Source organism: Streptomyces sp. NPDC058773 (assembly GCF_042746015.1).
Classification (GTDB): domain Bacteria; phylum Actinomycetota; class Actinomycetes; order Streptomycetales; family Streptomycetaceae; genus Streptomyces.
Genome location: NZ_JBHYPE010000001.1, coordinates 267,037 through 280,267 on the forward strand (window position 1 = coordinate 267,037; position 13,231 = coordinate 280,267).

The 13,231-nt window shown below is 71.4% G+C and carries 8 protein-coding genes; 3 read left to right on the forward strand and 5 right to left on the reverse strand.

Annotated elements, in window-relative coordinates:
- Positions 1–95 precede the first annotated feature (95 nt).
- A complete protein-coding gene (locus ACFW5B_RS01195) occupies positions 96–2,105 on the reverse strand; it encodes an FUSC family protein (protein ID WP_386431260.1) in 2,010 nt (669 codons plus the stop codon).
- Between the two features lie 284 nt (positions 2,106–2,389).
- On the opposite strand from ACFW5B_RS01195, the gene ACFW5B_RS01200 reads away from it, so the two are divergent.
- Both ACFW5B_RS01200 and ACFW5B_RS01205 read left to right on the forward strand, forming a co-directional pair.
- Positions 2,390–3,430: an FAD-dependent oxidoreductase gene (locus tag ACFW5B_RS01200; RefSeq protein WP_386431263.1), complete on the forward strand. Its 1,041-nt coding sequence runs from the start codon at positions 2,390–2,392 to the stop codon at positions 3,428–3,430.
- Positions 3,431–3,699: 269 nt separating this feature from the next.
- On the forward strand, positions 3,700–4,593 hold the full coding sequence (locus ACFW5B_RS01205; protein ID WP_386431265.1) for a D-alanyl-D-alanine carboxypeptidase family protein: 894 nt from the start codon (positions 3,700–3,702) through the stop codon (positions 4,591–4,593).
- A 73-nt stretch (positions 4,594–4,666) separates the two neighbouring features.
- Here the strand turns inward: ACFW5B_RS01205 and ACFW5B_RS01210 are convergent, their stop codons facing one another.
- From ACFW5B_RS01210 to ACFW5B_RS01220, 3 genes are all read right to left on the reverse strand, one after another.
- Positions 4,667–6,388 (reverse strand): BCCT family transporter, encoded by a 1,722-nt coding sequence (locus tag ACFW5B_RS01210; RefSeq protein ID WP_386431268.1) that lies wholly within the window; start codon positions 6,386–6,388, stop codon positions 4,667–4,669.
- Between the two features lie 78 nt (positions 6,389–6,466).
- Positions 6,467–7,801, reverse strand: a complete 1,335-nt coding sequence (locus ACFW5B_RS01215) for a M14 family metallocarboxypeptidase (protein WP_386431271.1) — start codon at positions 7,799–7,801, stop codon at positions 6,467–6,469.
- A 91-nt stretch (positions 7,802–7,892) separates the two neighbouring features.
- Complete coding sequence (locus tag ACFW5B_RS01220) at positions 7,893–9,809, reverse strand: Xaa-Pro dipeptidyl-peptidase (protein WP_386431694.1); 1,917 nt, start codon at positions 9,807–9,809, stop codon at positions 7,893–7,895.
- A 324-nt stretch (positions 9,810–10,133) separates the two neighbouring features.
- On the opposite strand from ACFW5B_RS01220, the gene ACFW5B_RS01225 reads away from it, so the two are divergent.
- Complete coding sequence (locus ACFW5B_RS01225) at positions 10,134–11,621, forward strand: M1 family metallopeptidase (RefSeq protein WP_386431274.1); 1,488 nt, start codon at positions 10,134–10,136, stop codon at positions 11,619–11,621.
- A 147-nt stretch (positions 11,622–11,768) separates the two neighbouring features.
- On the opposite strand, the gene ACFW5B_RS01230 is transcribed toward ACFW5B_RS01225, so the two are convergent.
- Complete coding sequence (locus ACFW5B_RS01230) at positions 11,769–12,656, reverse strand: oxygenase MpaB family protein (protein WP_386431277.1); 888 nt, start codon at positions 12,654–12,656, stop codon at positions 11,769–11,771.
- Positions 12,657–13,231: the final 575 nt, after the last annotated feature.

The following is a 13,231-nucleotide window of genomic DNA, read 5'->3' on the forward strand; positions in this document are numbered from 1 at the left end:
GGTCGACGGCGGTCGTGCGGGGCACGGCGCGCTCGGCGGCCGGGAACCGGACCGTCGAGAAGGACTCAGCCCGGCTCAGTCGGGCTCGGCCGCACTCAGCCGGTCCCCGCGTAGCCGCGGATGCGCTCCAGCTCGACGGCCACATCCGTGAGCGTGGCGCAGTCCGGGACCGGCGGCAGGCCGGGGCCGGAGAGGCCGCGCTCGGGCAGCCGGCGCGGGTCCTCCAGCGCGTCCGCCATCGCCGACAGCGCCTGGCACAGCGCCTCGGCCTCGGCTGTGCTCGGCCGGTGCGCGCCGTGGTCGAGGCGGACGGCGCAGGCGGTCGCGGCGTCCACGATGCGTTCGGCCGCGGTGACCACGGTCAGCCAGTCGGGGCCGCGGTCGCGGGCGGCGAGGAGTTCGGCCGCGGCGGTCTCCGCGGCCGCCCTGGCCTCCCCCAGCGCCCGGTAGGCGGCACGGCGCAGCACCAGCCGCCGAGTGGGGTCCGCGCCCGGTTCCGACTCCAGGACGTACCGCAGGAAGTGTTCGGTGCTGCGCAGCGCCGCGGTGACGCGATGCCCGACCCGGCGGCGCGGGTCGGCGAGCCGTGGCAAGTGGCCGACGACGAGAACGATGCCGCAGGCGATGGAGGTGTCCACGATCCGCTCGGCGGCGGCCTGCGGATCGCCGCTGACGTGCACGAACGACAGCACCATGAGGGTGATCGCGACGGTCTGGAGGGCGAAGTGACGGGTGGCGAACGGCAGCAGCGCCCCGCCCGCGCCCGCCATCAGGGCCGGCCACCACGAACCGGTCAGCAGCAGGCCCGCCCCGGCGAAGACCAGCACCCCGGCGACGGTCCCGGCGAAGCGGTTGACCGTACGGGAGAAGAGCGGGCCCAGGTCCGGCTTGACGAGGAAGGTGACGGTGGCCGGGAGCCAGTACCAGTGGTCGGAGTGGAGCAGCAGGGCCACGGCGGCGCTCGCCGCAATACACACGGCGACCCGCAGCCCGTAGTCCCGCCCGGCCGGGCCGAACAGCCCGCGTCCGCGCCGGGTCCGCCCGCCGACGGCGCCGAGCACCCCACGGACCAAGGCCACCGGCCGGACCGTCCAGGCGGGGCGGTCCACCGGCGACGGTACCGGTTCCGCGCCCGCCGGCGTCTCCGGCTCCTGCCGGGCGAAGGCGACCGCGGCGTCCAGCAGCGCCTGGTCGAAGGCGCCGCGCGCGGCCGTACTGGTCTCCGGGGCGGACAGCCGGCCCGGCGCGCGCCCGGTGCGCAGCGCGTCGGCGAACCTGCGCGGGCTCTCGGCCACCCGCGACGACAGCGGGCGGGCCTCCCACAACAGCGCCACACTGGCCTCGCACAGCGCGGTGGCCGCGGCGAACCGCTCGGCGAGCAGCCGTTCTTCCGTACGGGCGGGCCGGTGCAGCAGCCGGCTGGTGAGGCGGCGCAGCCGCAGGGCCTCGTCGGCCCGGTCCAGGGCTGCGGTGAGCCGGCGCCGCGCGGGCTCGGCACCGGGCCCGCCGACCGCGCCCAGGGCGTCGGCGAGCGCGTCGAAGACGGTGGCGACCGCGGCCCGCTCGCCGCTGAGCGCACCGCCCACGGGACGGGGCGGGCGCAGCACCAGCCGCAGCAGAAGCAGCCACAGACAGCCGGCGAGGACGTAGAACGCCTTCGCCCAGGGCGCGCCGGGCAGCGGCATCCCCGCGCCCAGGATGGTGGTGGCCAGCATCTGCATCCCGGCGTTGGAGCGCACCGGCCCGGCCACGCTGCCCGCACCGGAGACGAACCCGACGGCGAACAGCGCGGGAACCAGCCACCAGCCCGCGTCGGCCGCCCGCAGCGAGGCGCCGATCAGCATGCCGAGCGCCGACGCGAGGGCGGGCAGACCGATGTGGACGATGCCGGTGCGCCGGGTGCCGGGGCGGTCGTTGACCCCGGCCAGCATGGAGCCGAGTCCGGCCAGCACACCGGGTGCCGGGTGGCCGGTGGCGACGCCCGCGCCCAGCAGCGGCCCCGCACACAACGCTCCGCGGGCAACGGCCGCCCAGGGTACGGGCAGCCGCTGCCAGCGGAAGGGGTGGGCCAGCCAGGCGGGCACGGCGCGCTGCGCGCGGAGCATGAGCCTCCTCAGACGACGCGTACGGACGGCGAAAAGCGGAATCCGAGGGGCGACATCGGCCGACGGTGCTGCTACCAGCCTACGGTCCGCAATGGGCCACTCGACCGCTGCGGGGTTACCGCAAGATCACGAACGTATGGCGGGCAACTGTCGGCCGGGCGCACGGGGGTGCGCACCGCGGGTGCGCCACCCACGGCCCGGCGGTGCCGCGAAGGCGGACCGGGCCACGGCTCCACCGGCACCCTCCCCTTTCCCACGCCCGCGCCGGCGGCTAGCGTCCCGCCATGACGCGCAACACGGAGGGCCTGGACATACGGGTGGTCGGCGGCGGGGTGATCGGGCTGACGTCGGCGATCACGCTGGCCGAGGACGGGCACCGGGTACGGGTGCTGAGCCGGGACGCGGCCGGCGGGACGACCTCGGCGGTGGCCGGCGGCCTGTGCTGGCCGTACCGCATCCAGCCCTACGAGCGGGCGGTGGCCTGGTCCGTCCGGTCCTTCCAGGTGCTCACCGCGCTCGCCCGGCGGCCGGAGGAGACCGGCGCCCGAATGGTGACGGGCACGATGACGGCCACTACGGGCGGCGGCCGGGACGCGTCGGAGGGCGCGGGCGAGGGCGGCGACGACGGTCTGGCCGCCTGGTACGACGCGGTGCCCGGACTGCGTCCGGCGCGGGCGACGGAACTCCCCGAGGGCTCCGCGGCGGGGTGGCGGGCCCGCACTCCCCTGGTGGACATGCCCGCCCACCTCCGCTATCTGGAGCAGCGGTTGACGGCGGCGGGCGGGACCGTGGAGCGGTGCGAGGCCGGCTCGCTCGCCGAGGCCGGAGCGGCGGCGGACGCGGTCGTGAACTGCTCGGGACTCGGTGCGCGCGAGCTCGCGCCCGATCCTGACGTCCATCCGGTCCAGGGGCAGTTGGTGATCGTGGAGAACCCCGGTATCCAGGAGTGGTACGTCTCCGCCGACACGGGGGCGACGGACACCACCTATCTGCTGCCGCAGCCGTACGGCCTGGTGCTCGGGGGCACCGCGCGGGAGAACGCCTGGTCCCGGGAGCCCGATCCGGCGGTCGCGGAGGCCATCGTGGCGCGCGTCGCCCGGCTCTTCCCGGAGCTGGCCCGCGCCCGGGTGCTGGCGCACAAGGTGGGGCTGCGCCCGGCCCGCCCGGAAGTGCGGCTGACCGCGGAGCAGTTGCCCGGCGGGGTGCCGTTGATCCACAACTACGGGCACGGCGGGGCGGGCGTGACCGTGTCATGGGGGTGCGCGGACGAGGTGCTGCGGATGGTGCGGACGGTCCAGGAGGGCCGCGGCCCGGTCGGCGGGTAGAGACGGCGGGCCTTCCCGGATACGGATGCACTGCGTCTCCGTTTCCCCCGTCCGGTCATGGCCGTTCTCCCGGTCGTCACATTCGTGTCCACCGGCCGACCGGGGGAATACAGCGGTGTCGGGCCGGAATTCCGTCCTATCGGTCCGGTGTGCGTGCGGCCGGACGGAAAAGTCGCCGGGAGAGCGCATCCATTCGCCCGTCCCATGCGTCTTATGGGCAAGCGCCATTTCCATATGGCTGCACTGCAGGGATATTTGGAGTATCCACTTTGAAAAACGGCATCAAGGGCATTCGTCGCGTATCCGCGGTCGCTGTCACCGCGGGAGCCGTCCTGACGGCCGGGGCGTTCACCGCTCCGGCGCAGGCCGCCACGCTCAAGACCCCCACGATCGCCGCCAAGGGCGGCTTCGTGATGAACAACAGCACGGGGAAGACTCTCTTCACCAAGGCCGCGGACACCCGTCGTTCCACCGGCTCCACCACCAAGATCATGACCGCTCGGGTGGTGCTGGCGCAGCCGAACCTCAACCTTGATTCCAAGGTGACGGTCCAGAAGGCGTACAGCGACTACATCGTCGACAACGACTGGGCCTCCTCGGCCAGGCTGATCGTCGGCGACAAGGTCACCGTCCGCCAGCTGCTGTACGGGCTGATGCTCCCGTCCGGTTGCGACGCGGCGTACGCGCTGGCCGACAAGTTCGGCAGCGGCTCCACCCGGGACGCCCGGGTCAAGTCGTTCATCGGCAAGATGAACTCCACGGCCAAGTCGCTCGGCATGACGAACACGCACTTCGACTCGTTCGACGGCATCGGGAAGGGCGCGAACTACTCGACTCCGCGCGACCTGACCAAGCTCGCGTCGAACGCGATGAAGTACTCCACGTTCCGTTCGGTCGTGAAGACGAAGTCGACCAAGCAGAAGGTCACGACGAAGAGCGGTGGCTACCGCTACATGTCGTGGACCAACACCAATGCGCTGCTCGGCAGCTACTCGGGCACCCTCGGCGTCAAGACGGGCTCCGGCCCCGAGGCCAAGTACTGCCTGGTCTTCGCCGCCACCCGGGGCGGCAAGACGGTCATCGGCACGGTTCTCGCCTCTTCCTCGGTGGAGGCCCGCACCGCTGACGCCAAGAAGCTGATGGACTACGGCTTCAAGAAGTAACCGCGGGAGCGACAGGGGGCCTGCCCGCAACTCACGTTCGCGGGCAGGCCCCTTCGTCATCGCACGGAGACGGCTAACCGCCGCTCTTGACTCCGGCGGCGCTGTCCTCGTCGGCAGCGGGGCTGTCATCGTCCCCGTTGCCATTGCCGTTGCCGTTGCCACCCGGGGCGATCTGGAACTCGAAGTCCCCGTCGTACTGCTCGTGGCCCGCGATCACGGCCAACTCGACGGCTTCCTCGGCCTTCTGGCCGCGCACGATCAGCGGGTCGCTCCGCAGATCGCGCATCAGCGCCCAGCACATGGCGATCATCACGACCATGAACGGCACCGCGACCAGAATCGTCAGGTTCTGCAGGCCGGTCAGGGCATCGCCCGAACCACCGCCGATCAGCAGCATGATCGCGGCGACCGCGCCGGTCACCACACCCCAGAAGATCACCACGAGCCGGGTCGGCTCGAAGGTCCCCTTCTGCGACAGGGTGCCCATGACGATCGATGCCGCATCGGCACCCGACACGAAGAAGATGCCGACCAGGATCATGACCAGAATGCTCATGACCGTGGCGAGCGGGTACTGGTGCAGCACGTCGAAGAGCTGGCCCTCCGGAGTGCTCGACCCGCTGAGCTGCTTGGACGCCTGGAGCTTCATCGCCGAGCCGCCGAACACCGCGAACCACGCCAGGCTGACCACGCTCGGGACGAGGATGACCCCGCCGATGAACTGGCGGATCGTCCGGCCCCGGCTGATCCGGGCGATGAACATGCCCACGAAGGGCGTCCAGGAGATCCACCACGCCCAGTAGAAGACCGTCCAGCTGCGCAGCCAGCCACCCACGTCATCGCCGCTGCTGGCCTCCGTACGGCCCGCGAGCTGCGGCAGTTCGCCGATGAACGAACCGAGAGAGGTCGGCACCAGGTTGAGAATGAGGATGGTCGGTCCGACCACGAACACGAAGACCGCCAGGATCACCGCCAGCACCATGTTGATGTTGGACAGCATCTGGACGCCCTTGGCGATCCCGGAGACCGCGGACAGGATGAAGGCGATGGTCAGGACGGTGATCACGCCGACCAGCAGAGTGGTGCTGACGCTGTCCATCCAGCCGAGCACCTTGATGCCGCTGCCGATCTGCAGCGCACCGAGTCCCAGCGAGGCCGCCGAGCCGAAGAGGGTGGCGAAGATGGCCAGGATGTCGATCAGCCGGCCGCCCCAGCCGTTCGCCCGCCGGGTACCGATCAGTGGCGTGAACACCGCGCTTATCGTCTGCCGCCTCCCCCGCCGGAAGCAGCTGTAAGCAATGGCGAGACCCACGACCGCGTAGATCGCCCAGGGGTGCAGCGTCCAGTGGAACATCGTGGTGGCCATCGCCGTGTCCATCGCCTGGGCGGCGTCCTTCGGATCGGTGCCCGGCGGTGGTGTGCTGAAGTGTCCCAGCGGCTCACTGACGCCGTAGAACATCAAACCGATGCCCATGCCCGCGCTGAACATCATCGCGATCCATGACACGGTGCGGAATTCGGGCTCCTCGCCCTCCTTGCCCAGGGTGATCCGGCCGTACTTGCTCACGGCCAGCCAGATCGCAAAGATCACAAATCCGGAGGCGGAGAGGACGAATGCCCAGCCGCCGTTGTCGATCACCCAGTGCAGCATCGAGGTCGACGCGTTCTTGAGGGATTCGGTGGAGGACGCGCCCCAGGCGATGAAGGCCAGGGTGAGCAAGGAGGTCACCCCGAAGACCACTCGGTCGGTCTGTGGGGGCCCGTGCTGCTGCGGGTCTTCCGGGAGGTCCGTCACGGACGGCGAGCCACCCCCGTCTCCGGCTTCTCTGACTGTGTCCGACACGTGTCAACCTTTCAATGGGCCATATTTTCCTTACCCGTTACCCCCTACCACACGACGGCAGACGTTGAGGGGCGTCGCGACCGTAAGGTGATAACCGGCCCTCCGGTCCAACAGCAGCGGAATGAGCTTCCGCAGCGGTTGGCGCAGCGGCACGACAACGCCGTCACGGTCCCGGCGCCACACCACTCCGTGCCTCACCAGTTCTTCCCTGACCTGCGCAAACTGTCCCTCTTCGAGGTGGTAGGCGCAAGGTGGACGGGACAGGATCTGCTCCTCGGTGGCCGGTTCGTTATCCGCGCCGCCGAGAAAGACCGGGCCGCGATCGGCGTAGCCCGCGAGCCGGGCGGCGGTGGTGGCCGCCTCGATCCGGGACCGGTGCCGGCCGATGAAGGTGAACGCGCCGTGCAGAGCCGCCAGGTGCGAGTCCACCCGGCGCCGGTTGTTGAGCGCGGGGTCGGCCTTCTCGGCCTCGGTGAGCGCATCGACCCGGGTCTCGACGAGCAGTCCGATCGAGCCCTTGATGCCCGCGGTGTTGCGCAGGATCCGCTCCTGGCCGTCGCCCGCGACCTGCTGGACGGGATCGCCGGTCTCCGGGTCGGTCCAGATGCCGTAGACGCCGGTGGAGTAGCCCGCCCGCTGGACGGCGGGCCGCACGAAGTCCTGGGAGAGCGCGGCCGCTTCGCGGTGCACCCCGTCCGCGGTGTTGAGGTTGCGCGGCCACAGCGACAGCACGTCCTTCATGTAGTACGGGACCGTGGGGCCGTACTCGTGCAGGTCGTAGACGGTGTCGGGGCGGTAGTCGCGAAGGACCGTGGCCATGGCGCGGCCTTCGGGGGTGTGCAGGGCGATGTGGTCGCGGTTGATGTCCGTACCGTCGGCGTTGCCACGGGTGTCCGCGGCCCGGCCGTCTGGGTTGGCGGTGGGTACGACCAGCACGCTGGTGTGTGCCAGGAAGCGCCGGGTGGCCGCGTCCTCGGCGTAGGCGAGGTCGCGGACGGTGGTCAGACAGGCCTCGCGGCCGGAGGGCTCGTCACCGTGCTGGGAGCAGATCAGCAGGACGGAGTTGCCGCGGCGGATCTGTGCCGGGCCTGCGGGGGCGGGGGCGCCGATCCGGACGAGCTGGAGCGGGCGGCCCTGTGCGGTGGTGCCGATCCGGTCGATCCGTACGCGCACCGAGCCCCGGTCGACGGCCGCGAGGAAGGCCTGTTCCTCGTCCTGGCCGGTCCAGCGGGCGCCATGGCTGATCTCGAATCCCGTACGGGGCGTGGGGGTTGTGGTCGCGGCGGCCGGCGGGGTCGCGCCGAGGGTGGCCGTCAGCCCGATGGCCAGCGGCCCCGCGGCGAGGCGGCGGGAGCGGAGTAGCACGAGGGGGAGCCTCCCTTGGATGAGCGGTGGGGGTGGGACGGGGACCGGGTCCGGGCCGGTGGGGCCGCCCGCGGCGGGGCGGCCCCGGTGGTCATCCGGTGGCCGGCAGCCGGCTGATCGAGCGCGGCGGGGCGATGCCGTCCAGTGGTGCCGCGGTGTCCGGGTGCCCCGGTGTGCCCGCGGTGGCCCGTGCGAAGGCCGGTGCGCCGCCGGTCAGCGGCAGTGCGGCGGAGGTGCGGGACAGGTCGAGGGTGAGCTTCGGGGTGGACGCGGGCGGGTCGATCAGACCGGCGTCGGTGCCGGCCACGATCAGCGCGAGCCGGTGCCCGGCGGGCACGACGTGATCGCTCGCGGCCAGGTCCAGGGTGAGCGTGTAGGGCTTGCCGGGGGTGAGCGGGCGGCCCTTGTGCGGGTCGGCGTAGTTGCCGAGGTCGGCCCAGCCGCGGCTGAAGACGGTGTGCGCGACCTTCCGGCTGTCGGCGGCGGTCTCCTTGAAGCAGCCGGTGTCACCGGTCGTTCCGGCGCCCCAGCAGGTGCGCCGGCCGAGGGTGGTGATGCCCTCGCCCTCGGCCGCGTAGTCGCGGATGGTGGCGGGTCCGAGGTCGGCCAGGACGGCGGAGACATGGGCGGTCGAGGTGCTCGGGGTGACGGTCACGGTCACCGTGCCGGAGCCGGAGAGCCGCAGCGGCGCGCGCAGCGGCCCGGTGCGGAACCCGGCCTTGGCTGCCGTCGGGGAATCGACAGCGGCCGCCCAGTCGGCCTCGCTCAGCTTCGGGTCGTCGGTGAAGGTCTCGGTCGCTCCGTGCGGTGCCTTACGGGTTCCCAGCAGGCCGACGCCGGGCGCGGTGCCGCCGCGCGGCCGCAGCGTGGTGGGCACGGTCCCGGGAGCCGGCCACCTGGGGTCGGTGGTCCACTTGCCGGGTGACCGCTCGATATCGGCCATCGGCGTGCGCTCGATGCCGTTGTCGTAGCCCAGCAAATAGTGGTCGAACCAGTGGTGCAGGGTCTTGACCCAGGCGCCCCGCCGGTAGTCGAAGGGGTCCACATGCCCGGTCGTCGACAGCCAGATCTTGCGCTCGACGCCGTGCCGGGCGAGCGCGTCCCACCACTGTCCGGCATGCCGGGTCCGGACGTTGAGGTCCTGCAGGCCGTGCACCATGAGGACGCTGGCCCGGACCTTGCCCGCGTCGTGGACGTAGTCGCGTTCGGTCCACAGGCCGGTCCAGTCGCCGCTGCGGGGCGCGCCGTCGGCGAGTTTCTTCTGCACGGCGGCGCAGCGCTTGCGCGCCTCGGGGCTGTCGACGGCATCGGCGAGGGAGTCGGGGCCCGAGTCGTAGAGCGGGGCGCCCTTGGCGAAGTAGTAGTCGTACCAGGAGGAGATGCCGGCGATCGGGACGATGGTCTTCAGCCCCTTGACGCCGGTGGCCGCGACACCGTTGGCGATGGTGGCGTCCCAGCTCTTGCCGATCATGCCGGTGCTGCCGTTGGCCCAGCCGGCCGTGACGGGTGCGCCTCCCGTACGCGCGGTGTAGGCGCGGCCTCTGCCGCCGAGCCAGTCGACGACGGCCTTGGCCGACCGGATGTCGGAGCGGCCGCCGACATCGACGCAGCCGTCCGAGCGGTTGGTGCCCGCGAGGTCGACCAGGACCGTCGCATAGCCGCGCGGCACGAAGTAGTTGTCGTAGAAGAGCGGGAAGCCGACCGGACGGCCCCGGTCGTCGTAGGTCTTCTTCTGGCTCTCGTTGCCGCGCCCGCAGCACGAGTAGTACGGACTGGCGTCCATGATCACGGGGATGCGCCGGCCCTGTCGGGCGGGTTCGGCGGGCCGCACGATGTCGGCGGCGACACGGTCGGTCCGCCCGTCGCCGTCGCCGTCCAGCCGGGTGTCCACCCAGACCGTTTCGCGTATCGCGCGGTCGTAGGAGTAGACGGGTCTGCTCTCGCCGGGCGCCGCCTGCGCGGTGACCGGCAGGGTCAGGCCGGACAGCAGCGCGGCGACGGCTGCCATCACGAGCGTTGTGAAGGGGATGCGGGGGATCCGCGCAGGATTCGTCACGGGCGGACGGTAGCGCGGCCCAACTCCCCTGCGTAAGGGCGTGTCCGGGCACGTCGGGCCCGCGCCGGTCCGAAAACAGGTCCATGAGTCGCTTTTGCGCCGCGCGGGTGGCCCGGATGCCCCTGGCGTGTGCGCGCCGCCACGTCCGGCTCGGACCCGAGTGACGGATGGTGGTTCATGTCGGTCATGTGTCAGATCGAGCCATGTACATGACGCCGACCGGGCGCAGTACATAGGGTCTGAACAGAGCCATCCCCCCTACGAGTTGGAGGACTCGTGCGTCACAGACTCCTCGTCCCGGGCGCCGCCGCACTCAGCCTGCTGCTGGCGATTCCGGCCTCCGCGGCCGACTTCACACCGGGCGCTCCGGGTGTGGGCGACAGCTACTACCCCGAGAGCGGAAACGGCGGATACGACGTTTCCCACTACGATCTGCGACTCAGGTACCAGCCCAGGACGGACCTGCTGGAGGGCACGGCCACACTGCTGGCCACCACCACCCAGGACCTCTCCCGCTTCAACCTGGACTTCGGCCTCAAGGTCAGTGAGATCCGGGTCAACGGCAAGAAGGCCTCCTTCGCCACCTCCGGCAAGCACGAGCTGGAGGTCACTCCGGCCGCACCGCTGGAGAAGGGCAAGCAGATCAGCGTCGTGGTGCGCTACGCGGGCAAGCCCTCCGAGCTGAAGATAGACAACTACAGCGCCTGGGCCCGCACCCCCGACGGCGGTGTGATCGCCCAGGAGCCGGACGCCGCCGTGTGGTGGTTCCCGAGCAATGACCACCCCACCGACAAGGCGACGTACGACGTCTCGGTGGCGGTCCCGGACGGCACCCAGGCGCTGAGCAACGGCGTACTGGCCTCGCAGTCCTCCAAGCTGGGCTGGACGCGCTACAACTGGCGCTCGGACAAGCCGCAGGCGACGTATCTGACGACGCTGGCCGTCGGCAAGTTCGACATCACCACCGACAAGACGGCGAACGGCCTGCCGGTGCTGAACGCCGTCAGCAAGGATCTCGGCGCGAACGAGGGCGCGGCGAAGGCGAGCATCGAGCGCACCAGCGAGGCCGTCGAATGGCTGGAGACCGTCTTCGGCCCCTACCCCTTCAACGCGGTCGGCGGCTACGTCCCCAACGTCCCGGCCGGGTACGCGCTGGAGACCCAGACCCGCCCGTTCTACGGCAAGAAGGCCTTCGACCGCGGCGCCAATGTGTCCGTCGTGGTCCACGAGCTGGCGCACCAGTGGTACGGCGACAGCGTCTCGCTGAAGGACTGGAAGGACATCTGGATCAACGAGGGCTTCGCCGCCTACAGCCAGTGGCTGTGGTCGGAGAAGGAGGGCGAGGGCACCGCTCAGGAGCTGGCGGACTACGTCTACGCCCAGCACCCGGCCGATGACCCGTTCTGGACGGTCAAGCCGGGCAACCCGGGCGCGGAGAACCAGTTCGACGGCGCGGTCTACGACCGCGGTGCGCTGACCCTCCAGGCGCTCCGCAACAAGGTCGGCGACAAGGCGTTCTTCGACCTCCTCAAGACCTGGCCGACGGAGAACAGGTACGGCAACGCCTCGGTCGCCGACTTCGTGGCGTTCGCCGAGAAGAAGACCGGCAAGAAGCTGGCCGGCTTCTTCGACACCTGGCTCTTCCAGCCGTCCAAGCCGACGGCGGGCACCGCCAAGCGGGCCCTCGGCGCGCAGCACGGCCCGGTCGCCCAGCCCAAGTCGTGGAAGCAGATCGCGGCCACACGCGAGGTACACGGGCACTGAGCGGGCAAAACGGACGCTGAGCCGGCGCACGGGCGCTGAGACAGGGGACGGGCGCTGGACGAGACGGAGCCGGGCGGGGATCGCCCGGCTCCGTGCGCGCGCCGGGTCTGCCCGTGTGCCCCGCATCGCCCTGCGCGCGCCGGGCCGTTATGCGCGCGGGGCGATGTGCGTACCGCCGGCTCCTGACGACCGGGCCGCCTGCCGGGCCCGCCGCGCGGTCGGCATGAACCGCAGCCGCTCGGGCAGCACCGGCACCACGGCGCGCACGACCCGCCCGAGCCGGCGCAGCTTGCGCTCCTGGGCGTCCGTCCACTCCAGCCCGATGGCCTGCCGGGCGTCCGGCGGCATCAGTCCGATCGTGACGAAGCGCCGGACGCGGGCGAACCGCGGGCGCAGCCACGGCCAGGACAGTCGCAGCAGCAGCCGCAGCCACCGCGGCCCGCGGTCGGGAACCGGCAACGGCGGATCGGTCTCCAGCAACTCCTTGACCACGACGGTCTCTTCGAGCTCGTTCTCGAGGACCTTGCGGTAGTAAGGCCAGAACTCCTCGATGGTCTGCGGCATATCGCGGTCATGGATGCCCAGAATCCGGCCGACCTGGAGCCACTCCGCGTACAGCTGCCGCTCCTGCGCCTCGGTGAAGGGGCGGCCGAGATACTGCTGCGCATGCCGGAAGACGGGGTAGCCCGTGGCATGCACCCAGGCGTAGTAGGCGGGGGTCAGCGCGTGGTAGGCGCGGCCGTGTGCGTCGGTCCCCTGGATGGTCTTGTGCAGCGCGCGCAGCCGGCGCCCTTCCGCGGCCGCGGCCTCCCCGCCGTACACCCACAGCTGTAGTGAGGCCAGCGACCGCTCGCCGCGCCCCCAGGGGTCCGTACGGAAAACGGAGTGGTCGTCGACGCCGGCACCCACCGCCGGGTGCGCGACCTGCATGGCCAGCGCGGGCGGCAGGGTCAGCAGCATACGGATGTCCCCGGCCAGCGACCAGAGCACACCTCCGACCGGTGGGGGCTTCGGGTCATTTTTTACCGCATTCATGGTATTAATCATCATACGGTGACGCTCCGCGACCGGCGGACGCGGGCCCCGCTCCACGCGACGCCACCGCGCACCCGGCAGGCGCCCGGGACGCGCCCCGTACGCGCCCGGCACGCCGGGACGCAGCCCACGGTGCCCCACAGTGCGGCGGAGCCACCCGTCAACACCTCTGCGACCTGGCCCTACTCAGCCAGGAGAATATCGAACACGGCCACCCTGACCCGCGAGTTGAACGCGGACGGGTGCAGCTGGACGCAGGCAGGCACAGCGGGACGCACCAGCCGGCGGAGTTCCGTCACCGCGCGAACGGGCATCGAAAACGGGCCAGTTGGCTCGGCCGGCCGACTGACCCGTCGGCCGCCCCACGCGCCCCTGCCGCACCCCTCGCGACGGCGCCCCGGACCTGGCCCGCCGGGCGAGCCGCGAAGTGTACGCCGTCACTCGACACCCGGCCGTGCGCCATCGCCCCACCTAAATCACCTTGATCCCATGGCCAATTTTCACCTTCACGAGTGGTTTCCCCGTCGGGCAATCCGCTGAGCTGGGGCGCTCAAATCCCCACTTTTCCCACTAGA